At 56.1% G+C, this 23,961-nt stretch carries 19 protein-coding genes; 14 read left to right on the top strand and 5 right to left on the bottom strand.

Annotated features, from left to right (window positions below):
• Positions 1-13: 13 nt before the first annotated feature.
• The 4 genes from GJA01_RS04405 to holA are packed head-to-tail and all read left to right on the top strand — an operon-like array spanning position 14 to position 4,860.
• Complete coding sequence (locus GJA01_RS04405; RefSeq protein WP_010502210.1) at positions 14-595, top strand: DUF3576 domain-containing protein; 582 nt, start codon at positions 14-16, stop codon at positions 593-595.
• 7 nt (positions 596-602) lie between these two features.
• Positions 603-3,200, top strand: coding sequence for a leucine--tRNA ligase (gene leuS / locus GJA01_RS04400; protein ID WP_062503734.1), 2,598 nt, complete (start codon positions 603-605; stop codon positions 3,198-3,200).
• A gap of 2 nt (positions 3,201-3,202) precedes the next feature.
• Positions 3,203-3,859, top strand: coding sequence for an LPS assembly lipoprotein LptE (locus tag GJA01_RS04395; protein ID WP_062503733.1), 657 nt, complete (start codon positions 3,203-3,205; stop codon positions 3,857-3,859).
• Entirely contained in the window at positions 3,859-4,860 is a 1,002-nt protein-coding gene (gene holA, locus GJA01_RS04390; RefSeq protein ID WP_062503730.1) for a DNA polymerase III subunit delta, read from the top strand. Before GJA01_RS04395 ends, holA begins: the two co-directional genes overlap by 1 nt.
• A gap of 201 nt (positions 4,861-5,061) precedes the next feature.
• On the opposite strand, the gene GJA01_RS04385 is transcribed toward holA, so the two are convergent.
• Entirely contained in the window at positions 5,062-7,539 is a 2,478-nt protein-coding gene (locus GJA01_RS04385; RefSeq protein WP_253783265.1) for a TonB-dependent receptor plug domain-containing protein, read from the bottom strand.
• Positions 7,540-7,722: 183 nt separating this feature from the next.
• On the opposite strand from GJA01_RS04385, the gene GJA01_RS04380 reads away from it, so the two are divergent.
• The gene (locus GJA01_RS04380; protein ID WP_062503728.1) at positions 7,723-8,940 is read left to right on the top strand and encodes an SMP-30/gluconolactonase/LRE family protein; all 1,218 of its coding nucleotides are present in this window, start codon (positions 7,723-7,725) and stop codon (positions 8,938-8,940) included.
• A gap of 48 nt (positions 8,941-8,988) precedes the next feature.
• On the opposite strand, the gene GJA01_RS04375 is transcribed toward GJA01_RS04380, so the two are convergent.
• From GJA01_RS04375 to minC, 4 genes are all read right to left on the bottom strand, one after another.
• Entirely contained in the window at positions 8,989-9,351 is a 363-nt protein-coding gene (locus GJA01_RS04375; protein ID WP_010502197.1) for a YidB family protein, read from the bottom strand.
• 76 nt (positions 9,352-9,427) lie between these two features.
• A complete protein-coding gene (gene minE, locus GJA01_RS04370; protein WP_010502196.1) occupies positions 9,428-9,709 on the bottom strand; it encodes a cell division topological specificity factor MinE in 282 nt (93 codons plus the stop codon).
• On the bottom strand, positions 9,706-10,524 hold the full coding sequence (gene minD, locus GJA01_RS04365) for a septum site-determining protein MinD (protein WP_010502195.1): 819 nt from the start codon (positions 10,522-10,524) through the stop codon (positions 9,706-9,708). Before minD ends, minE begins: the two co-directional genes overlap by 4 nt.
• A gap of 158 nt (positions 10,525-10,682) precedes the next feature.
• The gene (gene minC, locus GJA01_RS04360; protein WP_062503726.1) at positions 10,683-11,420 is read right to left on the bottom strand and encodes a septum site-determining protein MinC; all 738 of its coding nucleotides are present in this window, start codon (positions 11,418-11,420) and stop codon (positions 10,683-10,685) included.
• Between the two features lie 81 nt (positions 11,421-11,501).
• On the opposite strand from minC, the gene fzlA reads away from it, so the two are divergent.
• The 9 genes from fzlA (at position 11,502) to rplK (ending at position 23,960) form a co-directional block, all read left to right on the top strand.
• Positions 11,502-12,170, top strand: coding sequence for an FtsZ-binding protein FzlA (fzlA, locus tag GJA01_RS04355; RefSeq protein ID WP_062503724.1), 669 nt, complete (start codon positions 11,502-11,504; stop codon positions 12,168-12,170).
• A gap of 14 nt (positions 12,171-12,184) precedes the next feature.
• Positions 12,185-13,360: a BaiN/RdsA family NAD(P)/FAD-dependent oxidoreductase gene (locus GJA01_RS04350; protein ID WP_082785257.1), complete on the top strand. Its 1,176-nt coding sequence runs from the start codon at positions 12,185-12,187 to the stop codon at positions 13,358-13,360.
• A 399-nt stretch (positions 13,361-13,759) separates the two neighbouring features.
• Positions 13,760-14,986, top strand: a complete 1,227-nt coding sequence (locus tag GJA01_RS04340; protein WP_062503722.1) for a DNA recombination protein RmuC — start codon at positions 13,760-13,762, stop codon at positions 14,984-14,986.
• 47 nt (positions 14,987-15,033) lie between these two features.
• Positions 15,034-15,765, top strand: a complete 732-nt coding sequence (locus GJA01_RS04335; RefSeq protein ID WP_062503720.1) for a response regulator transcription factor — start codon at positions 15,034-15,036, stop codon at positions 15,763-15,765.
• Positions 15,752-17,176 (top strand): sensor histidine kinase, encoded by a 1,425-nt coding sequence (locus GJA01_RS04330; RefSeq protein ID WP_062503718.1) that lies wholly within the window; start codon positions 15,752-15,754, stop codon positions 17,174-17,176. The genes GJA01_RS04335 and GJA01_RS04330 overlap by 14 nt, the downstream gene beginning before the upstream one ends.
• 170 nt (positions 17,177-17,346) lie before the next feature.
• Positions 17,347-20,514 (top strand): efflux RND transporter permease subunit, encoded by a 3,168-nt coding sequence (locus GJA01_RS04325; protein WP_061932387.1) that lies wholly within the window; start codon positions 17,347-17,349, stop codon positions 20,512-20,514.
• 23 nt (positions 20,515-20,537) lie between these two features.
• Positions 20,538-21,803: an efflux RND transporter periplasmic adaptor subunit gene (locus GJA01_RS04320; protein WP_373317466.1), complete on the top strand. Its 1,266-nt coding sequence runs from the start codon at positions 20,538-20,540 to the stop codon at positions 21,801-21,803.
• Positions 21,803-23,419 carry an efflux transporter outer membrane subunit gene (locus GJA01_RS04315; protein WP_023943140.1) on the top strand — a complete coding sequence of 539 codons (1,617 nt, stop codon included), beginning with the start codon at positions 21,803-21,805 and terminating at the stop codon, positions 23,417-23,419. The genes GJA01_RS04320 and GJA01_RS04315 overlap by 1 nt, the downstream gene beginning before the upstream one ends.
• 106 nt (positions 23,420-23,525) lie before the next feature.
• Positions 23,526-23,960, top strand: a complete 435-nt coding sequence (gene rplK / locus GJA01_RS04310) for a 50S ribosomal protein L11 (protein ID WP_008852418.1) — start codon at positions 23,526-23,528, stop codon at positions 23,958-23,960.
• The last annotated feature ends 1 nt before the right edge of the window (position 23,961 follow it).

Here is a 23,961-nt window from a genome sequence, read left to right as displayed (position 1 = left end):
TGATGTTGTCCGGATGCAGGTTTCGCCAGTCTGTATCCATGCCCGTGACGGCCTTGGCCCGGCCCGCAGGACCCCCATGATGTCTCGTACACAGATGACTGTTTCCCGCTCTTTCCACCGCTCCGCAGTTCGCGTGGCTCTCGGTATGCTTGCACTCGGAACTGTCGCTGCCTGCGGCGGCGCACGTGATCCCAGCAGCCTGACCGCGCCTCGCAATCATCTTCTGGGTGTCGATCGTGGCGCAGAAGGTGGCGCTGATCAGCTTAAGGGCGGTGTGAACGCCTATCTTTGGCGTGGGGCGATTGACACTCTGTCCTTCATGCCGCTGGCATCAGCCGATGCCGTTGGTGGTGTTATTCTGACGGATTGGTATCAGCCGCCTGCCAGCAAGGATGAGCGCTTCAAGATTGCAGCCTATGTACTTGATCGCCGGATGCGTTCCGATGCCTTGCGCGTTTCCGTTTTCCGCCAGGTCCGTCAGGATGGAGAATGGCAGGACACGCCGGTCTCCGCGACAACGACTTCCGATATTACCACCCGTATCCTGACCCGTGCCCGCCAGTTGCGTGCGGAAAATGGCGAGCGGGGCAACTGAGTTAGACATGAGCGATTCCACGACCCCGGCTTTCGATTTTCACTCAAGAGAGCCGTTCTGGCAGGCCGAGTGGAAACAGCGGAACGTTTTTGCTGTTCCTGACGTGCCTCCTGCGGACCGTCCAAAGTACTACGTCCTTGAGATGTTTCCGTATCCTTCCGGGCAGCTTCATGTCGGGCATGTGCGGAACTATACGCTTGGAGATGTTGTAGCGCGTTACAAGCGCGCGTGCGGCTTCTCTGTACTGCATCCGATGGGATGGGATGCGTTCGGGCTTCCAGCGGAAAATGCTGCCCGGGAGCGGAATGTACACCCTGGCAAGTGGACGATGGAAAACATCGCCACCATGCGCGGAACATTGCAGCGCCTGGGCTTCTCGCTGGACTGGGATCGTGAGATTGCCACCTGCCTGCCGGAATATTACGGCAAGCAGCAGAAGCTATTCTTGGATATGCTGGCTGGCGGCCTGGTCGAACGTCGTGATTCGTCCGTCAACTGGGATCCTGTGGATCAGACTGTTCTGGCTAACGAGCAGGTCGTTGAAGGGCGCGGCTGGCGTTCAGGGGCACTGATTGAGAAGAAGGTTCTCTCGCAGTGGTTTCTGAAGATTACGAAATTCGCGGAACCTCTGCTGGACAGTCTGGGGCAGCTTGATCGTTGGCCCGAGCGTGTCCGCACCATGCAGGAGCGCTGGATTGGTCGTTCTGAAGGTGCACGGGTGCGGTTTGCGCTGCATAATCCGCCTGCCGGTTTCGACATGGATCTGGACGGCATCGAAGTCTTCACGACGCGTCCGGATACACTGTTTGGTCTAAGCTTCGTTGGCATCGCAGCGGATCATCCGCTGGCGGCCAAGGTTGCGAAAACCAATCCGGCTGCCGCCGAGTTCATCGAAGAGTGCCGTCGTCTCGGAACATCTGAGGAAGTGATCGAAGCGGCCGAAAAGCGTGGTTTCGATACTGGTCTTCGTGTCAGCAATCCGCTGAACCCGGATCAGTCCGCTCCGATCTGGATCGCGAATTTCGTGCTCATGGATTACGGAACAGGCGCGGTGTTCGGTTGCCCTTGTGGCGATCAGCGCGACCTCGATTTCGCTCGCAAGTATGGTCTGGCTGTTCCACAGGTTCTCTTGCCTGCTGGCGAAGATGCCGAGGCCTTCACGGTTGGCAAGAAAGCCGTCACCGGAGACGCGAAACTCTACAACTCTGGCTTCCTTGATGGTCTCGATGTCGCTGTTGCCAAGAAAACGGTCATTGAGCGTCTGGAAGGCATGGGCGTCGGGCACGGTGTTGTAAACTGGCGTCTGCGTGACTGGGGTATTTCCCGTCAGCGATACTGGGGTTGCCCAATCCCCGTCATCCACTGTGCAAGCTGTGGCGCAGTGCCGGTTCCTGATGATCAGTTGCCGGTCGTCCTTCCTGAAGACGTGACGTTTGATCGTCCGGGTAATCCGCTGGATCATCATCCGACATGGAAACATGTTGCCTGTCCGAAGTGTGGTGCTGCTGCGACCCGCGAGACCGATACGTTCGATACGTTCGTCGATAGTTCATGGTATTTCGCACGCTTTACGAGCCCTCATGCCGCGACCCCGACGCTTCCGGAAGCTGCTAATGGCTGGCTCCCGGTTGACCAGTATATTGGTGGTATTGAGCACGCGATCCTGCATCTGCTGTATGCGCGTTTCTTTACCCGGGCGATGCATGAGACGGGCCATCTTGGAATTGATGAGCCGTTCGATGGCCTGTTTACGCAGGGCATGGTGACGCATGAGAGCTACAAGGATGCGAGCGGCTGGCTCTATCCGGAAGAGGTCGAGCGTCGTGGAGAGCAGGTTGTTCGCCGCGATAACGGCACGCCGGTTCAGGTGGGCCGATCAGAGAAAATGTCCAAGTCCAAGCGCAACACGGTTTCCCCTGTGGAAATCATTGAGCGGTTTGGTGCGGATACGGCCCGTTGGTTCGTGCTGTCGGACAGCCCGCCAGAGCGCGATATGGAATGGACGGCGTCCGGTGTTGCGGCTGCGGCCCGTTTTGGTCAGCGTCTGCATCGTTTGGTCTCAGCAGTTGCGGGTGCGGATGCCATCGACAGCACCCATGCTGTCGCAGGAGATGATCTGCGTCGCGTAACACATCGGACGATTGCAGCTGTCACAGAGGCGCTGGAGGCTTTCACGCCTAACGTTGCGGTTGCAAGGCTGCACGAATTGACGTCCGCTCTGGCTGAGGCGCAAGGCAAGGATGGAGAAGGACTGGCAGCAGCCCGTCGTGAAGCTGCGTCGACTCTGTGTCTGCTGACCGCTCCCATGATGCCGCATCTGGCGGAAGACATGATGGCCGTACTTGAGCCGAATGGTGATCTCGTTGTGGACAGGGCGTGGCCGGAAGCCCAGGATGAATGGCTGGTGGTACAGAGCGTCACAATTGGTGTTCAGGTTCTTGGAAAGCTGCGTGGCACCATCGAGGTGCCGCCGGATGCGCCGAAGGATCAGGTGCTGGCTGCCGCGAAAGCCGAGCCGAACGTGGCCCGAGCGCTCGAAGGCAAGCGTCTCGTGAAGGAAATCCACGTTCCAAACCGGATCGTCAATTTTGTAGTGGCAGGCTGATCGTGAAGCGTCGCAGTGTTCTGACCATGGCAGGCTTTCTGATGGTGGGAGGGTGTGGCTTCACCCCTCTCTATGGAAAGCTCTCTCCGACAACGGATGTTTCTACTGAACTTTCACAGGTTTATGTGGCGAACATTCAGGGACGCTACGGTCAGCAACTGCGTTTGGCTCTTCAGAAAAATCTTTCAGGTGCAGGACCTGAAAACCCGCAGCGTTACACACTGCGGGTCAATTCCGGAGCCAATACGGAAGCTATTGATATTCACCAAGACAACACGTCTGGTCGAAATCGTGTAACGGGTAATGCGCATTGGCAACTCTTCACGGTAGAACAGTCTCCCCAGCTTCTGACGCAGGGAGATGTCAATACGCTGGATGGATACGATACGACGTTTGAGCAGTACTTTGCCCAGACGCTGAACGATGAAACGGTCAAAGGGCGCGTTGCTCAGACTCTGGCGCAGAATTTGACCCAGCAATTGGCAATCTGGTTCAGATCCCACAATACTCCTTCCAAAAATACTCAGGAAGATCTGCCGCGTTATATCAATACCGACAGAATGCCTTCTGATAACGGCACTTCAACAGAGAAAGTGGGTGCAGATGGCTTCCCGGCATCGGCAACGGGACGAATTTCTCAGGGAACCATCACCAACTAATGAAGGTTGAGACCCGTAATATCGGGCGTGCCTTGGCTGATGCGGGGACATGGCGCGCCATTCTCCTCCATGGAGAAGATTCTGGCCTGATCCGTGAACGTGCTGCACACTCTGTTCGTCTGGTAGCAGAGACGCTCGATGATCCTTTTCGTGTGGCGCAGCTGGACCGCGATACTCAGGACCGTCTGGAAGATGAGGCAACGGCGCTCTCCCTGATTGGTGGGCGACGTGTGGTCTGGGTGAGGGACGCGCAGGATTCCGTAACGCCTCTTTTGGCGCGGGCTCTGGAGACGCAAACGGATACTCTCATTGTCATTGAGGCGCCGGGACTGTCCTCCCGGTCCAAATTACGAGCCTTGGCAGAAAGCCGCAAAGATGTTGCCTCCATAGCCTGTTACCCGGAAGAGGGACGTGCGCTTTCCCAGACTGTTACGGAAGCTTTGTCACAGGCGGCAGTTTCGATTGATCGGGATGCCTTGACTTGGTTGATGGGGCGACTGGGGGCTGACAGGAGCGGAGTCCGGGGCGAAATCGAGAAGCTTGTTCTCTACGCCGGCGCTAACGGACGGCTGGATCTGGATGCAGTTCAGGATTGCGTGGGAGATGCCGGAGGAAGCTCTCTGGAAGATGCCGTATTTGCGGCATTGTCTGGCAGTCGGGAAGAGGCAGATCAGGCTCTTGAGCGTGCTCTGGCTGATGGCGCGAACCCTGTCGCTGTGGCTCGTGCTGTTCTGGGAGTTCTGGTGCGGTTGCAAAAGGTGGCGCTTGCCGTGAAAAGCGGGCAGGGGCGCGCAGAGGCGATGAAGTCTCTTAAGCCGCCTGTGTTTTTCAAACGGACGGCTGCTTTTAATCACGCGCTTGATCGCTGGACAAGCGACGCTCTATCGCGAGCTATGCGGGAAACGCAGGCTTTTGAGCTGGCATGTAAGCAGAGTGGGACGCCTGATATTGCGCTCTGCCGGAGGCATATTGCGTCTCTCTGCGGGATCTGGAAGCGCTGATCCGTTTTTCCCAAGATATTCTTAAAATAATGGGGTGTTGTGGCTGTAACCGAACGATGTGTCTGTGTACAGCGACAGGGAGAAAGAGCCGTAATTCAATAAAAGAAAGTGCCAGTCTCTGACAACACATGCGTCCGATGTGGACGTCGAAAATATTTGAGAAGACTGACGGAGAAGAGAGTTTCCGCCAGTCTGAAGGTGTTAGAAACGGGCGGAAATGTCGAGATAGTAGTAGCCCCCGGTAATTCCGAGCTGGTTGGTGCTCATGTAATACTTCGGAGCACCAAGGTAGCGGTTTTCTTTCGGCACAGCGGAAGGATAGGCGGCGAAGATGTTGTTACCCCCGATTGTCGCACTCCAGCGCGTGTTTATGTTGTATGTGACGGAGGCGTTGGTCGTCCATTTCGGGGCATTCTGGAACTCACGATAGTTCGTGGTCGAGAACGCATTGGGGCCTGTGTAGTAAGTCAGGTTCGATGTGGTTTGGCCATAGCGGATCTCGTGAATGGAGACGGCCCATGTGTTGTTCGGGGAGTGCCAGCGGCCACCAAAAATAATCTTGGAGCGTGGGTAAGCCGTTGTCAGATAGGCGACATACGGCACACTCAGCAGGGCTGCACCGGTGGTGCTGGTGCCCTGATGACGCAGGCGCGTGCGGTTCAGGTTGATGGCGACATCCCAGTCTACGTGGCCAAAGCGACCGAATTCGCTCGGATAGGTCGCATTGATATCGAGGCCCTGCGTACGCGTGTTGGCGACATTGGCAAACCAGTATGTGGAGAGCTGACCAGCGCTCCAGTTCTGTGAACCGTCTGGCAGAGGAAAGTTGTTGGCCTGCAGCGCCTTGTAGGCCTGCTCGCCATAGATGTTTCCGCCTGGCTGAATACGGTCGCGCAGATCGATCTGATAGGCATCCACTGTCACATGCAGCTTGCGGATTGGTTCGACTACGATACCGCCTTCAACACTGGTGGCCTGTTCCGGCTTCATCTGAGAGGCGCCGTTGGCCAGTGCGCCGGGGGAGTTGGCTGCAATCAGGCCACGGGCGGCCGTCGGTGAGACAGCCAAAGCGGAATAATGCTGCTGGGCCAGTGTCGGTGCGTGGAAACCGCTGCTGAAGGTTCCGCGTACGGCAAAGCGCGGGCTGAAGTCATACCGTGTGGAGATCTTGCCGGTCTTCGCGTTGCCCACATCCGTGTAATGTTCAATCCGCCCGGCCAGGTCGACCTGCCAGTTCTTCATCAGATGCGTTGCGATGTCGATATAGCCGGACGCTACATCACGCGACCAGTTGCCCGCATTATATTTTGTCGTGCCAGGAATGCCGTCAGAGCCTGAGCCTGCTGTGCTGTCGGCTGACCCGGTTCCGATGGAATAGGATTCATACCGGTAGGCTGCGCCGCCCGCGATATTGATGCTGTGCGGCCAGAAGGAGAAATTGAGCTTCCGGGACAGGTCGAAGCTGCTTGTCCACTGGGAGTTGTTGTATCCCTGAGCGTTGTAGAAGTTCGTGGGCGTGCGACCATCCGCTTTGTAAACAGCGCTGTTGATCGTGCTCAGAGCGTCGAAACGGTCAAAATCGCGACCGTAAACGGTTGAAAGATCCCAGTGCCAGCCCGCCAGCATGCCCTTGAAGCCAGCGGTGAGTTCATAATCGTTTTCCTCAAGGCCCATGATCGGCGAGTAGCCATAAGGATATTTTGCGGCGTATCCCGGATAGGCGGTGAGGGTCGTAGGCAGGCGGTAGTTCTGGTAGGATTCTGCGTGGCGATGCGCATAGGTCGCGCTGGCATAGGCCTGTACGTTTTCGGTCAGGTCATACCCTGCGGTGACGGCTACGCTCTCACGCGTTTGCTCTGGCGTGCTCAGGAGCTGGTTGGCATAGGTGTTCGTCCGGCTGTCTTTTCCGGATCGGAATGCATGATCCTGATGAACGAAATCGCCACCGATATGTACGTAGCCGCGGTTGTTCAGATTGAAGCCGCCATCAAGATAGACGCCCTGCTGAAAGCCGTCTCCATCACTGGTAATGCCCGTGTTGGAGCGCATGCTCAGGCCGTGGTCCTGCTTTTTGGTGATGATGTTGACCACACCTGCGATGGCATCAGAGCCATACTGGGCGGAGGCGCCATCACGCAGGACTTCGATATGATCGATCATGGACATTGGCAGCATGTCGATATCGACAGGCGTTGCACCCTGTGACGGACCTGGATCGGCATAGATATTGGCTGTCGTGTGACGGCGCTTGCCGTCCACGAGCACAAGGGTCTCGTTGGGGTTGAGGCCGCGCAGGGCAATCGTATCTGTCAGGGCGCCTGCGTCGAAACCGGCTGTTGGAACTGTCAGAGACGGCAGCAGGAGGGACAGGGCGTCACGCAGGGTTGGCTGACCTGTGGCTGCGAGTTGCCGGTTTGAAACAACGTCGATCGGGGAAATCGAATCGCGTGCTTTCTTACCGAATTCACGTGTGCCGGTGACGATGACAGACTCATTGCCACCGGAAACATCCCTGATCCGGTTTGACGAGACGGATGTACGGTTTTTTGTCTTCTTGTGAGGGGTTTCGGCTTTTGCCGTAGGCGCTGCACAGAGTCCTGTAACCGGCATGACAAGGGAGGAGCCAAGAAGAGTGGTACCTAGAAGCACGATATGCCGGGAGGAAAAACGTACAGACACGATTTCACGATCTCACAAGAGTGAATTAACTATTAGACAGATTGCTATCGTGTATCGGTTTGGTCAACGGAATTTCTTCCGTTTCAATAACATTTGCGTATTTCTTGCTTCAGTGTGGCGCCGTTCCATCACTTGAAGCGTTATGACACAGAAATGTTGTAATGAAAAATGGGAGTTTGATCTGTGAAACGTCGCCATTTTCTGCGAACGGCCTCGATAGCCCCTGCATCTCTGGCGGCTGCGCCATGGGGAATGTCTTCTGCTTTTGCTGATTCAAATGAAGACAGGGGAACTGTACCGCATGGTATTTTCGAAGTTGTTGCAAGGTTTGATGGTCCTGGTCCGTCCGGTGTTGTGGTGTTGCCAGAAGGACGCATTTTCGTTGGCTTTCCAAGACATGCCGTGAACCATAAAGGCGCGACGCTTGGAGAGTTGGTGAATGGAAAGGTAGTGCCTTATCCCTCGAAAGAAGAAAGCCTTCCCAGTCATCGTTCTGATGCAGAGTGTCTTGTATCCATTCACGGAATGACTTTGGATCGTAATGGACGGATCTGGGCCATTGATGATGGAAAACGAGCTGGTCATCCGATTGGGGCAGGGGCAGCAAAAATTGTCTGCATTGATCCGAAAACCAACACCATTGTGCACAGGATCCTCCTCAAAGCGCCTGTTCTGCTTCCTGACAGTCACATGAATGATCTGCGTGTCTCTCTGTCACATGGAGCGGAGGGAACAGTTTTTGTGACGGACTCCTCGTTTGGGACGGAGCCTGCTCTGGTTGTTGTGGATGTCGCAACGGGGCAGGGACGACGGGTTCTGGCCCAGAGCAGGGCTATTCTGCCAGAGCAGGGCTTTCTGGCGATTGTTGAGGGAGAGCCTCGCCAGTATCTGCCTAAAAAGCCACAACTGGTTTCTGGTGGGGTAGATGGGATTGCCCTTACAAAGGACGAGCAGCGGCTTTATTTTGCGCCTCTGACAAGTCGACGGCTTTACAGTCTCCCCGTGGATCTTCTGACAGATCCCGCGTCAGATGACGCTAAACTCGAAGCGGCTATTCGGGATGAAGGGGAAAAAGGTGTCGCGGATGGCCTCGATTTTGACAGTCATGATCGCCTGTATACGACCAATTATGAACATGACTGTATTCTGCGGCGGGACCCGGATGGATCGTTCAAACTGATGCTTCGTGATCCCCGGATAGTGTCGCCGGACGGGATCTTTGCGTCCGAGACGCATGTCTATTGCACGTTTGGGCAATGGAACCGGCTTGCATCTTTCAATGATGGGAAAGACCGGCGGGAGCCCCCTTATCTTCTGGCCCGGTTCCCCATCGAAGAGCCGGAATCCTACAATGCCTTGCCTGATGCGGCTTTGACCAAGGCTGGAACGCCGGGGGACTGAATGAAAAAGCCCCGACCAAGGAATGTTGGCCGGGGCTTTTTAGATTTTTCAGGCTGTCTGTTCGGGAGGAACCTGTGTGTCAGTCGTGTGCTGATCCACCGCTGCCGGAAGAAGCTGGGCCAGAGCCGGAAGGATTGTCGCTGCCGGTAGGCCCGTCTTGGAGACGAGCATCTGGACCTGCTGATCCGTCAGCAGGTTGCGAAGTTCATCCGTGGAAATGGGGAGATTTTCACCGTTCCCAATCCAGGAATGGATCTTCTCTTCAAGTCCAGCACTTTTAGCCTGATTGATGAGCATGGTCAGGCCTTCGCCTTTGAGCATGTCCCCAAAGCTGCCACCGAGTTTGTCACCTAACTGGCCACCAAGGGCGCCCATGGCTTGATTGACGATGTTTCCGAAGAAGCCGCTCATAAATGTGTTCCGTACTCTGGTGCGACCAAGTGGCCGTTATGGAAAGCTCGCCTGCTGTGTCAGGCCTGCTAGATAATCAGGATGCGCGCTTGTTGCTGAGTTCCTGCGGGACTTCGACGTCAATTTCCAGCATGGAGCATCCGCTGCCACGGTCCAGTTTGATCTGGACCTTGTCCTGATCGACGGCAACATGGCGTGCGATGACTTCCATGATCTCTTTATGAAGCTGCTTCAGGAGGTCGGACTCACCTTCTTCCCCCGCACTGCGTTCATGAGCCAGAAGGATCTGGAGCCGGTCACGCGCAACGGCGCTGCTGGACTGCTGCCGTCGCGTGAAAAGGTTTGCGAGAAAGCTCATGCCGCACCTTTCTTGCCAAACAGCCAGTCGAGAAAGCCGCGCTTCTCAGTCGGTACGGAAACATCAATTTTTTCACCAGCCAGACGGCGAGCGGCTTCGAAATAGGCGCGGGCCGGAAGGCTTTCAGGAGAAGACAGCGTGACAGGGGCGCCGACGTTCGAGGCCTTCAGGACATCTTCGCTTTCCGGAACGATGCCCACGAGCGGGATGGACAGGATTTCCAGGACGTCTTCAACGCTCAGCATTTCCTTGCGCGCTGCGCGAGCCGGATCGTAGCGGGTCAGCAGCAGGTGCTTTTCAATCTTCTCGCCGCGCTCTGCTTTCTCTGTTTTGCTGTCCAGCAGACCGATAATGCGGTCTGAGTCACGGACGGAGCTGACTTCTGGATTGGTCACGATGACTGCAGCATCGGCATGATACATGGCAAGCTGCGCGCCACGTTCGATACCCGCCGGGCTGTCACAGATGACCCAGTCAAACTTTTCGCGAAGTTCTTCCATGACGCGGGCCACGCCTTCGGACGTCAGGGCATCCTTGTCGCGCGTTTGGGAGGCGGGAAGGATGGAGAGTGTTTCGCAGCGCTTGTCGCGGATCAGGGCCTGTGACAGGCGGGCGTCACCCTGTACGACATTGATGAGATCGAACACCACACGGCGTTCTGCGCCCATGACCAGATCAAGGTTTCTGAGACCGACATCGAAATCCACAACGACAACATTTTGCCCGCTCTGTGCGAGTGCTGCGCCGAGGGCAGCAGTTGATGTCGTCTTGCCGACGCCACCCTTGCCTGAGGTGACAACCAGAACCTTGGCCATGAAAACTCCAAAAACTGCGTCTGCGGCCATTTGCCGCGTCCTGCACGAAAATCGCGCCTATTCCCTGTATCCTATGGGATAGTGAAGCCTTCCGGCAACACGGGAATAGGGGCAGTTTCGTGGCATGAGATCACTTTGATAACGGATCAGCCGATTTCTCAGCGCGGAAGTGGGAGGACCCGGACTCTGTCCTCATCGAGAAGTGCCTGCGCGGCCTGTCCGAAAACGGTGGGGTCGATATCTTCCGTAACGGCGTAGAAACCATCCAAGGCCAGTAATTCGGCTTCCATTCGGGAGGCAAAAATTCTGGCATCTGACTTGCCGCCGACCCCCGCGATCGCCCGCCCCCGGAGGATGCCGTAAACGTGGATTGATCCCGCCGCCACGATTTCTGCTCCAGACGAGACAGCTCCCAGGATAACGACATCTCCTTGCATATGCTGGATGCATTGGCCGGAACGGATCGCGCCTTCCAGAACCAGGGTTTGCCCGCCTGATACGGATGACGCTGCGGCTGTATCTGCTTCTGTTGCCTGCTCCGGGAGGTCAATTTCGCCAGACGGGCGACCACCTTCGAAGGACGCTGGCCAGTCCCAGCCGGCAACGGCGGGCCAGGAGCGATCACCGCCCTCAATGCTGATGATACGAACGCCCCGACTGCGGATGTCGTCTAGGAGGGTGGTCAGACCGGTCGTGTCCGCTGCAAGAAGTCCGAGGTCAAGAATTACCGGCTTCCCGCTGAAAAGGCCGCCGGATCGTACGATCTGCTGGTCGAGGCCAGCCAGCCAGAGGTTCAGTGGCGCTTCTGGCGACAGGACGAGCGCCAGAAAGGAACGGCCACGGGCGCGGATACGCATCGGGGTGGCGGCGGAGGAAGCGGATGCAGTGTCTGACATCGGAAAATTCGTTGGCCCTGTAAGGAAAGCAGTGACGGAGGCTCTTGTGAGCGGGTAGTGGGTGACTTAGAACATGACGTTATGCGTATCCTGCATCACCTTCCATTCTCCCCGCAATGCCGTCTGGTCCGGCTTGTGCTTGGCGAGAAGAGACTGCCCTGTGAACTCGTGATTGAACGGGTCTGGGAGCAGAGTGAGGAATTCCTTGCCCTGAACCCGGCTGGCGAAGTTCCCGTCCTTGTTGAAGAGAATGGTCTGGCCGTTCCCGGAGGACGGGTCATCTGTGAATATCTGGATGAAGCCTATCCGGATACACCCCTGATGGGACGCACGTTGGCAGAACGTGTTGAGGTTCGCCGGTTGATGGACTGGTTTGACACGCGCTTCGCACAGGAAGTCACACGTAATCTGCTTGGTGAGAAAGTGGACAAGCGGTTGTATGGACGTGGTCATCCGGATGGCAATGTGCTGCGGGCTGGTTACGGCAACATGCGCTTTCATCTGGATTATATTGGCTGGCTTGCGGAAACGCGCTCCTGGCTTGCGGGGTCGTCCATTTCCATGGCTGATTTTGCTGCCGCCGCGCATCTGTCGGCACTGGACTTCATCGGAGACGTGAACTGGGCCAAGGCGCCTGCTGCCAAGGACTGGTATGCACGGGTTAAATCCCGCCCATGTTTCCGTGGACTTCTGACAGACCGGATGAGTGGCATCACCCCGCCCGGCCATTACGCTAATCTGGATTTTTGAACAGGAATTTGCTCGTGACGTATGATGTGGTGGTCCTTGGGGCTGGCGCGGCTGGCCTCATGGCTGCTGCGAGCGCCGGGCAGAAAGGTGCAAGTGTTCTTGTTCTGGATCATGGGCCCGAGCCGGGCCGCAAGATCCTGATTTCGGGTGGTGGCCGGTGTAATTTCACGCATCTGGAGACGGGGCCGAACTGCTTTATTTCCCAGAATAAACACTTTGCCCGGTCTGCGCTGGCCCGTTACACGCCGCGGGACTTCGTAAAGCTGGTCGATCACTATCGCATCGCCTGGCACGAGAAATCCAAGGGTCAACTGTTTTGTGATGGATCGGCCCGTCAGATCGTGGACATGCTGATTTCCGAATGTCAGGCAGCGGACTGCGAAGCGCGCATGCAGACGCGAATTCTGGACGTTCGTTCTGATGGAAATGGCTTTGTGGTGCAGACAGATGCAGGGGATGTTCAGGCGCGATCTGTCATTCTGGCGACGGGTGGCCTGTCTATTCCCAAGCTGGGAGCCTCTGATCTTTCTCTGCGGATTGCAAAGTCGTTCGGTCTGAAGATCGTACCGACGGCACCGGCACTTGTTCCTCTGGTGCTGGCGGATGCTGATCCGTCTCTGGCTGGGGTATCTCTGAATGTGGTCGCCACGACGGGCAAGAAGGGACCGCGTTTTGAAGATGGTATGGTCTTCACGCATCGTGGCGTCTCTGGCCCCGCGATCCTTCAGATCTCGTCCTATTTGGAAGCCGGAAAGTCGGCTCAGATCGATTTGCTGCCGGGGAAAGATGCGTTGAAGATGCTGCTTGAAATCAAGCAGGCGCGTCCGAAGGCTCTGCCTCCCAGCCTGCTGGATGCGCTTCCGTCTCGCCTTGCCAAAGAGCTGGTTGTCGATCTCGGGGATACGATGCTGGCTAATCAGCCGGACAAGAAACTTCGTGCATTGGCGGATCGTCTGTCCCGTTGGGAGATCTCTCCTTCTGGAACCGAAGGATATGCCAAGGCGGAAGTCATGCGAGGGGGGATCGATACCAGCGGTCTTTCGTCACAGACGATGGAAGCGCGGGATGTGCCGGGGCTTTATGCGATTGGCGAAGCTGTGGATGTGACGGGCTGGCTCGGCGGTCACAATTTCCAATGGGCCTGGTCCAGTGGCGTTGCAGCAGGGCAGGCGGCTGCTGAGCGCAAATAAGCTGGAACAATTACGCCACAGGATTGCCATACCGGCGTAGGATGCCCGCAACTGACGCAGTGGAAATCCGTTTTCCGCTCATTCATGTTGTCTTGAGAGGGTCATACCGATGTCTCGTTCCATTCGCCGTTCTGCACTCCGTGTCGCAGCGGGACTTTCTTTTCTTGGGCTGGGCGCCTGCGTGGGAACGGCCGCTTCAGGGCCTGTGAACCCGTCTGCTCCGGTTGCCGGCTATGGGTACACTTGTAAGGCTGGAATCTACACCTGTAAGATGCCAACTCAGGTCCCTCTGGGCACATCCTGTTCCTGCCCGGGCCTAGGTGCCGCCAGCTACGGCAATGTGCACCAACCGTAATTCTTGACATTGGCCCTTTGGGCTGAAGGGGATAGAACCGCGCCATGCAGGATGGGATTTCCGGTATGGCGCAGTTTGTTCCATGGATTATTGCCGCAGTTTCGTTAGCCGTCGCGGCTCTTGCGATCATGCGGGGCGGGAGTGGGGGCATTGCGCGTCTTCTGGACCGCGAAGCGGACGAACGGGCACGGGACGCCGAATATCAGCGCTCTCATCTGGCAGACGTCGAGCGTGCTCTTTCCGGTCGGATGGATCAGCTTCGACTGGAAACAAATGATCGTCTGGGGGATCTGGCCCGGAGGGTTGGGCAGGATCAGGCTGAAGGGCGTGTCCTGCTGTCCGAAGCGCTACGAGACATGGCGCAGACCCAGAATGTGCAGATTGAGCGCATTCGTGTTGCCGTGAACGAACAGCTTCATGGTGCTGTCGAAAAACAGATGCAGACCAGCTTTCAGCGTGTGGTTGAGCAATTCAGCGCCATGCAGAAAGCTTTGGGTGAGGTGACCAACGTCACGGCGCAAATTGGTGATCTCAAGCGTCTGTTCTCCAACGTGAAGACGCGTGGTGGCTGGGGTGAGGCTCAGTGTCGTGCCATTCTGGATGATGTTCTGCCGGAAGGGAGCTACGACACGAATTTCCGTCTGGGAGAGGGTGGAGAGTCTGTAGAATTCGCTATCAGGATGCCGGTGAAGGGCCATGTTGCGCCTCGTCTTGCTATCGACAGCAAGTTTCCGACTGAAGCTTATGAGCGTCTGCTGAATGCAACTGAGCTTTCGGATGTGAGTGCTGAGAAGGTGGCTCGGAAGGAACTTGAGGTCACGATAAAGTCTGAGGCGCGCAAGATTGCTTCCAAATATATCTGTCCGCCGATCACGGTTGAATTCGCGGTGCTCTATTTGCCGACTGATGGCCTTTACACGGAAATCGCCCGGATGCCTGGCGTCATTGATGAAATCGGGCGTTTGTATCGCGTGATCGTCATGGGGCCGTCGCTGCTTCCTGCCATGCTTCGGACGGTTCATCTCGGTTATGTGACACTCGCGCTTGAGGAGCGGACGGAAGCGATTGCCAGTCTGCTTGGAGCGACGCGACAGGAGATGTTGCGGATGGATCAGGTGCTGGACAGATTGCAGCGAAATGCAGGGACAATGGGCAATACGATTGAGGAAGCGCGTCGTCGGACACGCGTTCTCGGACGTCGCCTGAGGGCGCTGGATGGGGTGGAAAATCTCGAAGATGCGCAGGATGATCTTGAATTTCCGGAAGTTTAAGACTGATTTTAATGGGATGACATCTGATATTCCCCCATGTGACAGTCATGAGCATGATGCCCGTATCTGAACACGAGGCGGCCTCCCGCCCGATTGAGTCTGCCATTCGTCTGCTTCTGATTGAGGACGATGACAGTATCGCCATGGAAGTGGCTGAGGAACTGACGTCCCGCGGTTATGCCGTAACGCGCGTCGATAACGGTCTGCGTGGTCTTGAAGAGGCTCAGTCTGGCCGATACGACCTGATGATCGTGGACCGGATGCTGCCGGAGCTTGACGGGCTGAGCGTCATCGAGTTGCTGCGTCGTCAGAAAGTCATGTTGCCAGTTCTGGTTCTGTCGGCGTTGTCAGCGGTGGATGACCGGGTCAATGGCCTGAAGGCTGGGGGAGATGATTATCTTACCAAGCCTTTCGCCATGGAAGAACTGGCTGCCCGTCTTGAGGCTCTGCTTCGACGACCGACCGATAGCCGAGAGACGGTTCTGCGGGTTGGTCCACTGGAGATGGATCTCATTGAGCGGAAGGTGTTCCGGAACGGACGTGAGATCGAGTTGCTTCCGCGCGAGTTTCGTCTTCTGGAATATATGATGCGCCGACCGGGAACGGTTCTAACGCGCACCATGCTGCTGGAAGACGTCTGGAATTACCGCTTTGTTCCACAGACCAATCTGGTGGACGTGCATATTGGTAAGCTTCGTCGAAAGATTGATGTCGCAGGAGAGCCTGCGTTGATCCAGAGCATCCGTGGCGCAGGGTTCAGTCTGCGTGTATCGGACTGACATTTTCCGGACCGCCACGTTCCGCCTGACGCTGGCGTTCGTGGTGGCAATGATTGGCGGTATCCTGCTTCAGTTCGGGCTCGTTTATGCCCAGATGAATGGGTACGAGAGTGCGCGTTCCAGTGATCTGCTTCGGCGTGAGGCGGCGCTTCTGGTTCAGGAAACGCCTGAGCGACTTGAAGATGAAGTTCGCGAGCGGAGCAAGACAGATCTGCGCGTCATCCTCAATGGCGCCAGTCTGTTCGATCTGAACCATAACCGGATTGTTGGAGATATCCGTCACTGGCCTGAAGGGTTGGAAGTTTCTAATAGAACCCGGCGGCTCACGGTCGCTCCTCCGGGGGATACGCCTTACGAGATGCGTTATCTTGCCATCGAAGTGCCTGGACCGGATGGAAGCAGCGGGGATCGCATTCTCGTTCTGGCCCGTTCAATGCATATGGCAGATGAGCTGCGGTATATCATCAAGCGTGCAGCCCTGATTTCGGTCATTCCGATGGTGCTGTTTGCGTTGCTGGCAGGTCTGTTTCTCAGCCATCGTGCCCTGGGGCGCGTCAAGGAGATGCGGCAGGCAATCGAGCGCATCATGGCGGGTGATTTGCATGAGCGTCTGCCTGCCGGGCGGGAGTGGGATGATATCGAGCGTCTGGCGGGTGCGGTGAACCGGATGCTGGATCGCCTTGAGCATCTTCTGGATGAAATCCGGGATGTGGGGAATGATATCGCCCACGATCTGCGAACCCCGTTGGCTCGTGTGCGGGCGCGTCTTGAGCGGGCGCTGTCGTCTCAGGATGATCCGGAACATCTCAAATCCATTATTCTCCGGGCTACGCAGGATCTGGATCAATGTTTCTCTGTCATTACTGCGCTGTTGCGCATTGGTGAGATCGAGAATGGTCGTCGTCGAGCGGGTTTTACGATGATGGATCTATCTGAGTTGGCCGCAGGTATTGTGGATCTTTATGAGCCTATTGCCGAGACGCAGGGACTGGCTCTCACGGTTGGCGGCATCGACAGACCGATTCCTCTTTATGGTGATACGGATCTGTTGAACGAAGTTCTTGCCAATCTGGTTGATAATGCCATCAAGTTTACGCCGTCTGGCGGTGAGGTTGGCCTGATCGCTGGCAGCGATGATGCAGGTTGTGCCTGGCTGAAAGTGTATGACACAGGCATCGGTATTGCGGAGGATGAGCGCGGCGCCGTTCTGGGGCGTTTTTATCGGTCTGACAAAAGTCGTCATATTCCCGGAAGTGGTCTTGGTCTGAGTCTGGTTTCTGCCATTGTGGATTTGCACGGAGCATCTTTGAAAATCAGCGCTTATCGCCCGAACAGAGAGATGACAGGATCAGTATTCACCATCCTTTTCTCCGCCAGGAATGGCGTGGATCAGTCCATCAATATTACATGACATTTCTGTTTCAGGGCTGAATCCGGGCGTTCTTAAACTCAATTTTGCTTGTCGCACCACATATGTCCGGTATGACTTGTCTCAATTTGAAGGGGACGCCCGTTGAGACTGACCAAGACTGACGCAGCCGTGCAACTCCTGTCATTCAGGAACAGGAGCGCCGTAGACGTATGAATGCCATCGTCGTAACTGCCCTTAAAAGGCCTTACACGTTCGTAGTTCTGTCGATCATGATCCTGATTTTCGGGATCAAGGCGATCGTCTCGACGCCGACGGACGTTTTTCCTTCCATTAAAATTCCAATTGTTGCGATTGTCTGGTCTTATACCGGGCTTATGCCGGAAGATATGTCCGGTCGTGTCGTTTATTACTATGAGCGGTCCCTCACGGCGACGGTCAGTAATATCGAGCACATTGAAAGTTCGTCTTATTACGGGCGAGGTATTGTAAAGGTCTTTTTTCAGCCTGGGACGGATACCGCTGTTGCCCAGACGCAGATTACCTCTGTGTCTCAGACTGTTATCAAACAGATGCCAACGGGTGCGACGCCTCCGCTGATTATTGCGCTGGATGCATCGTCTGTCCCGGTTCTGACTCTGCAGGTGAATAATCCCACCATGTCCGGGTCGGAAATTTACAATATGGCGTCCAACCTGATCCGGCCTGCGCTGGTGCCGGTTGCGGGAGCTGCCATTCCAAATCCGTATGGCGGTCTTGCTCCGGACATCATGGTGGACATTGATCCCATCAAGCTTCTGGCGCATCGGCTGTCTCCCGAAGACGTGGCAAACGCTTTGAACCGGCAAAACATCGTCCTGCCTGCTGGTGACCAGAAGGTTGGTGCGATTGACTGGATGGTAAAGACCAACTCCACGCCGCTGGACCTGTCAGTCTTCAACAAGATGCCGATCAAGCAGGTTGGTAATTCGGTCATCTATTTGCGTGATGTTGCGTGGGTGCACAGGGGAGGACCGCCACAGATCAACGCGGTGCTGGTGAAGGGCCAGCAGGCTGTTCTTATTGTGATCCTCAAGAGCGGGGATGCATCTACGCTTTCTGTTGTGGCAGGCGTGAAAGCCCTTCTTCCTCAGATCAAGGCAACGCTTCCGGCTGGAACGACCCTGAACGTACTGACGGACGCGTCAGGTTTCGTGAAGGAATCCGTGTTTGATGTGGTCCGTGAAATGATCACGGCTGCGATCCTGACGAGTTTGACGGTTCTGCTTTTTCTGGGATCCTGGCGGTCTACGGTGATCGTCGCGACCTCCATTCCACTGGCGATGTTGTCATCCATGATCGGCCTGAGCATCGCTGGGCAGTCGATCAATGTCATGACACTGGGTGGTCTGGCTCTTGCCGTTGGTATTCTTGTGGATGACGCGACGGTCATGATCGAGAATATTGATGCTCACCTTGAAATGGGGAAAGAGCTTGAGGATGCGATCATTGACGCATCCAACCAGATTGTTGTGCCAACCTTCGTTTCGACCACCTGTATCTGTATCGTCTGGCTGCCGTTGTTCGAACTGACGGGCGTTTCGGGCTGGCTATTCATGCCTATGGCTGAAGCCATCATCTTTGCGATGGTTGCGTCGTTTATTCTGTCGCGGACGCTGGTGCCGACGATGGCGAACTGGCTGCTTCCGGCTCAGGTCCAGATGCATCGTGATCCGGAATGGCACCATCGCAAGCCCGGCATTTTCGGACGTTTCCAGCGGGGTTTCGAAAAGCGGTTCAGCAGCTTCCGGGAGCATTACAAAGGCGTTCTGTCTGGACTGATCGCCATTCGCGGGCGGTTCGTGACAATGTTCCTGCTGGCTGCTGTGGCCTCCATGGCGCTGTTGCTGTTCGTCGGACAGGACTTCTTCCCGGAAATCAAATCCGGAACGATCCAGATGCATATGCGGGCGCCCATCGGAACCCGTATTGAAGAGACGGGTAAGATTGCCGGTCTGGCTGAGAAGCGACTCCGCAAGATTCTGCCGGGTCAGGTCGAGAATGTGGTGAACAACTGTGGTCTGCCGTTCAGTCAGTTGAACCAGGCCATGGTGCCGTCTCCGACGACGGGGGCGCAGGACTGCGACATCACGATCCAGCTGAAGAATGATGAAAGTCCGATTCCGGAATATCGTCAGAAAATTCGCAAGGGTCTGACCGATGCTTTCCCTGGAACGATCTTCACATTCCAGCCGGGTGACATGACGGCGAAGATTTTGAATTTTGGTTTGCCGTCCCCGATCGACGTACAGATTTCCGGACGTGATCTTCAGGCGAACTTTGCTTTTGCAACGCGTCTGGCCAAGAAAATGCGTCATATTCCCGGCATTACGGATGTATCGATACAGCAGCCAATGACGCAGCCGACGCTAATGGTGAACAACCGTCGAAGCTTTGCGCTTGGTACAGGCATCACGCAGCGGGATGTGGCGCTGAACTCGCTTGTGACGCTGTCGGGCAGTGCCCAGGTTGGTCAGACTTACTATCTGAATGCGCAGGGAACCTCACAGCTTATCGATGTGCAGACTCCGGCGAACTATCTTCAGACGATGAACGATCTCGAAATCGTTCCCATTGACAAGGGCGATGGCAATCCAACGAACCAGACGCCTCAGCTTCTGGGGGCTCTGACTGAGCTTCAGCAAACCGGGACGCCAGCAGAGGTCTCGCATTACAACATCATGCCTGTGTTCGATATCTATGCCGCCCCGGAAGGTACGGATCTCGGTACGTTGTCCCGCACTGTAAAAAGTGTGGTGGAAAGTGAGCGCAAGAATCTGCCGCATGGCTCGACGCTTGTCGTGCGCGGTCAGGCGGTAACGATGAACGATGCCTATGTGCAGTTGATTGGTGGTCTCGCGCTGTCCATTGCGCTGGTTTATCTGATTATCGTCGTAAACTTTCAGTCCTGGCTTGATCCGTTTGTCATCATCACGGCGCTTCCAGGTGCTTTGGGTGGTATTTCCTGGAGCCTGTTCCTGACGCATACTGCCTTGTCGGTGCCGGCGTTGACGGGTGCCATCATGTGTATGGGCACAGCGACAGCGAATGCCATTCTGGTGGTCTCATTCGCCCGTGAACGTCTGGACCATCATGGAGATGTTCTGCTGGCCTCGCTTGAGGCCGGGTATGAACGTATCCGACCGGTTCTGATGACGGCGCTTGCCATGATGATCGGCATGATTCCGATGTCGATCAGTAATTCTTCCAACGCCCCTCTGGGCAAAGCTGTTATTGGCGGCCTGTTGGTAGCAACCATTGCTACTCTGCTGTTCGTGCCCTGTGTTTTTGCCCTGATTCATTACAAGCGGCCTGCTGGGCCAGAAGGAGACCGCGCGTGAACCATTCTTCTGAACAGGGCCAGATGATGCCTCAGGGGCAAGAACCGAAGAGTGGCAGCGCTCTGCGTAACAGGTTGATCCTGCTTGGTGTCGTTCTCGTGGCCATTATCCTGGCGGCATGGGGGATCATTGAGCGCGGTGTGCACTATCACTCGTTGTCTGGTGTTACCGAGGAAGCGGCCATTCCACCGGTAACGCTGATTTCTCCGCAGGATGGTCCAAAGACACGACAGGTCGATCTGCCAGCTAATCTCGCGGCCTGGTATGAAGCGCCGATCTACGCACAGGTCTCTGGCTATGTGAAAATGTGGTACAAGGACTATGGCGCGCATGTGAAGCGTGGCGATGTTCTTGCCGAGATCAGCACGCCAAGCATTGATGCCCAGTTTCAGGCGGCCAAAGCTCATTACAATGTTATTCTTGCCCGCTATAACCTTGCAGTCATTACGACGCAGCGTTGGACGGCGTTGAAGGGGACGCAGGCAGTTTCCCGGCAGGAAGTTGATGTTCAGGCTGCTAACGCTGCGGCGCAGAAAGCCGAGCTTGAAGCTGCTGAACATGAGGTCGAGCGTTTTCAGGCGCTGGAAGACTTCAAGAAGATCGTTGCGCCGTTTGATGGCATCGTGACCTCTCGCCTGGTCAACGTCGGTGATTATGTTAATGCGGGCGGCGGCAACGTAAATTCACGTGGTTCAGCATCCGAACTGTTTTCGGTGGCGGACGTACATCGGATGCGTGTGTTCGTATCGGTGCCACAGGACTTCGCAAGCGTAATTTCCCCAAAAATCACGGCTGATCTGTCTGTTCCGCAATATCCTGGCCGTCGTTTCAAGGCGACTTTCCTTGCTACGGCCAACGCGTTCAATGCGGCGACCCGTACAGTGACGACAGAGTTGACGATTGGGAACGAAGATAATCTGCTATGGCCGAACTCCTATGCAACAGCCCACATTTCGGCGCCTGGCAATCCGGATATTCTGATTCTGCCGGAGGGTGCGATTATTTTCCGGGCACAGGGTATGCAGGTTGCTAAGGTCATTAACGGACATGTGCATCTGGTGAATGTAACGGTTGGAATCAATTTCGGCACGACGGTTCAGATCCTGAGTGGTGTGACGAAGGATGACCAGCTTATTGCCAACCCGACGGCTGATCTGCTGGAAGGGGATGAGGTTCGCGTTGTCCCGACGACGCCGGGCTACAATGTTCCGACCAAGGCCCAGCAGGAAGAGGATCAGAAATCGGTGCGTTCGCATGATGCCAATCCGGATGAGGCTGGATCCCGTTGATGAGACTGACCGATCTGAAGCGCGGATATTTTACGCGGCCGCGCCGTCATGTTGTGACGGCTTTGGCAGGCGTCCTGTCCATTGGGCTGGCGTCCTGCAATCTGGCGCCGGACTATCATCCTCAGAAGTTCCTTTATCCGGAAGGATGGGAAGGAAAGGGGGTCATGGCCAATGCCCATCCTGCGGATGACATGATCCGCAGTGATTGGTGGACCATGTTTCATGATCCCATACTGAACGGCATGGAAACCAAGATGCTGCAGGTCAATCCAGATCTGCAGGTTGCGGCAGAAGCGTTCACACAGGCGCGTGACGTGGCGAGGGAGGCGGAAAGCAAGCTCTACCCTCAACTCACTGGCTCTGCACATATGAGCTACAACAAAGGCTCTCTTGGGCGGCTCTTCAATAACCCGAACAGAAGTACGTCGCTCGTTTATGAGTCCAACCAGGCCTATAGCGGTGCTGCGACGTGGGAGCCGGATTTCTGGGATTCCATCCGGAACTCCACACGGATGGAAAAAAATCTCGCTCAGGCGACGGCTGCTGATTACGCGCTGGCCAAGCTGAGTCTCGAGGCTGAACTTGCCAGTGACTATATCGCGTTGCGGGGGTTGGATGCCCAGAATGCGGTCTACGAAGACTCGATCCATTACTTTCGGGCTGCTGTAGAAATCACGGAGTTGCGTCAGGCTGGAGCCATTGGTGCTGGACTGGATGTGTCCCGTTCAGAAAACCAGCTTTATTCAGCCATGGCGGCCCAGAGCAATCTGTTGGCAGAGCGCAGGGTTATGGAGAACGCGATTGCCGTTCTGCTGAATACCGCTCCGGCAGGCTTCCACATTGCGCCGGTTCGGGATGTGAAGATGCATTTTGGTGTGGTGAAGGTGAACCCGGGTCTGCCGTCGTCTCTCTTGGAGCGTCGGCCTGATATTGCTGCTGCCGAGCGGAGAATGGCAGCTGCGTCTCGTGCTATCGGTGTGTCTCGTGCGGCGTTCTATCCTCGCATTACGCTGAGTGCGGATGGCGGTTTTGAGGATGGCGGCTTCGATCTCGCCAGTATTTCGCGTGCTTTCTGGAAAATTGCTGTGCAGGCTGTGGAGCCTGCCTTCACTGGTGGTTTGCGCCGCGCAGCATTGCAGCGGTCCTGGTCTCAGTATCGGCAGACTGTGGATGAGTATCGTGGGATTGTGCTGTCTGCATTCCAGGATGTGGAAAATGGCCTGACGCAGAGTGGCCAGTACAAAATTGCGCAGGATCAGCAGCAGCGTGCCGTGGAAGCTGCCCTTCGGACGCAGAGTATGACGATGGCCCTCTACACTGGCGGTCTGTCAAACTATCTCGATGCACTTGTAGCTCAGCAGGATGCGTTGCAGGCTCGTCTTGCTTTGGTTCAGACGCAAACGTCCCAGATCCAGGCAACGGTGCGTCTGGTGCGGGCTCTGGGTGGTGGCTGGGATTCCAGCGAACTGCCGGGTGTAAAGCAGATCGATCCGTTTGGTGCGTTCCAGTACGAAGGACTGCATAAGCCTCAGCCAGTCGCGGGGATAGACAGCCATGAATCCGCAGTGGACAATGATCTGCGCGGCGATCATGCGGATAAAAGCTTGACGCATTAGGTGAAAGCGGTCTAGGGGACCGCCTCACTTCGAACGCGGGAGGAGGCGGGTCAGCCGACTCCGTTAAACCGCGGTTCGGGAACGAAACAAATGGGGAGTCCCGGATATGGCCAAAAAAGTTGTTGGCTACATCAAGCTTCAGATCCCGGCTGGTAAAGCCAATCCATCTCCGCCAGTTGGTCCGGCACTGGGTCAGCGCGGCTTGAACATCATGCAGTTCTGCAAAGAGTTCAACGCGAAGACGCAGCAGCTTGAGCCAGGTATGCCGATCCCGGTCGTCATCACCGCTTATGCAGACCGTACGTTCTCTTTCATCACGAAGACCCCGCCGAACACGTACTTCCTTCTGAAGGCTGCCAAGATTTCCAAGGGTAGCCAGACGGTTGGTAAGTCCGCTGCGGTTGGTTCCGTGACGACGGCTCAGCTTCGCGAGATCGCTGAGACGAAGTTCAAGGACATGAACGCCAACGACATCGATGGTGCTGTGCGCATGCTCGCAGGTTCCGCCAAGTCGATGGGCCTGAACGTGGTGGAGGGCTGAT

Origin of the sequence: Gluconobacter japonicus (assembly GCF_002723975.1) — a bacterium.
GTDB lineage: Bacteria > Pseudomonadota > Alphaproteobacteria > Acetobacterales > Acetobacteraceae > Gluconobacter > Gluconobacter japonicus.
Note: the sequence above shows the minus strand (reverse complement) of the source record. Positions and strands in the feature narration are given on the sequence as shown.

Bases quoted from the DNA above. Each gene is read 5' to 3' on its own strand.
- GJA01_RS04320 (WP_373317466.1), top strand. From the start codon at position 20,538: ATGATGCCTCAGGGGCAAGAACCGAAGAGTGGCAGCGCTCTGCGTAAC.
- GJA01_RS04325 (WP_061932387.1), top strand. From the start codon at position 17,347: ATGAATGCCATCGTCGTAACTGCCCTTAAAAGGCCTTACACGTTCGTA.
- GJA01_RS04375 (WP_010502197.1), bottom strand. From the start codon at position 9,351: ATGAGCGGCTTCTTCGGAAACATCGTCAATCAAGCCATGGGCGCCCTT.
- GJA01_RS04315 (WP_023943140.1), top strand. From the start codon at position 21,803: ATGAGACTGACCGATCTGAAGCGCGGATATTTTACGCGGCCGCGCCGT.
- holA (WP_062503730.1), top strand. From the start codon at position 3,859: ATGAAGGTTGAGACCCGTAATATCGGGCGTGCCTTGGCTGATGCGGGG.
- GJA01_RS04405 (WP_010502210.1), top strand. From the start codon at position 14: ATGCAGGTTTCGCCAGTCTGTATCCATGCCCGTGACGGCCTTGGCCCG.
- minD (WP_010502195.1), bottom strand. From the start codon at position 10,524: ATGGCCAAGGTTCTGGTTGTCACCTCAGGCAAGGGTGGCGTCGGCAAG.
- fzlA (WP_062503724.1), top strand. From the start codon at position 11,502: ATGCGTATCCTGCATCACCTTCCATTCTCCCCGCAATGCCGTCTGGTC.
- GJA01_RS04335 (WP_062503720.1), top strand. From the start codon at position 15,034: ATGAGCATGATGCCCGTATCTGAACACGAGGCGGCCTCCCGCCCGATT.
- minC (WP_062503726.1), bottom strand. From the start codon at position 11,420: ATGTCAGACACTGCATCCGCTTCCTCCGCCGCCACCCCGATGCGTATC.
- leuS (WP_062503734.1), top strand. From the start codon at position 603: ATGAGCGATTCCACGACCCCGGCTTTCGATTTTCACTCAAGAGAGCCG.
- GJA01_RS04340 (WP_062503722.1), top strand. From the start codon at position 13,760: ATGCAGGATGGGATTTCCGGTATGGCGCAGTTTGTTCCATGGATTATT.
- minE (WP_010502196.1), bottom strand. From the start codon at position 9,709: ATGAGCTTTCTCGCAAACCTTTTCACGCGACGGCAGCAGTCCAGCAGC.
- rplK (WP_008852418.1), top strand. From the start codon at position 23,526: ATGGCCAAAAAAGTTGTTGGCTACATCAAGCTTCAGATCCCGGCTGGT.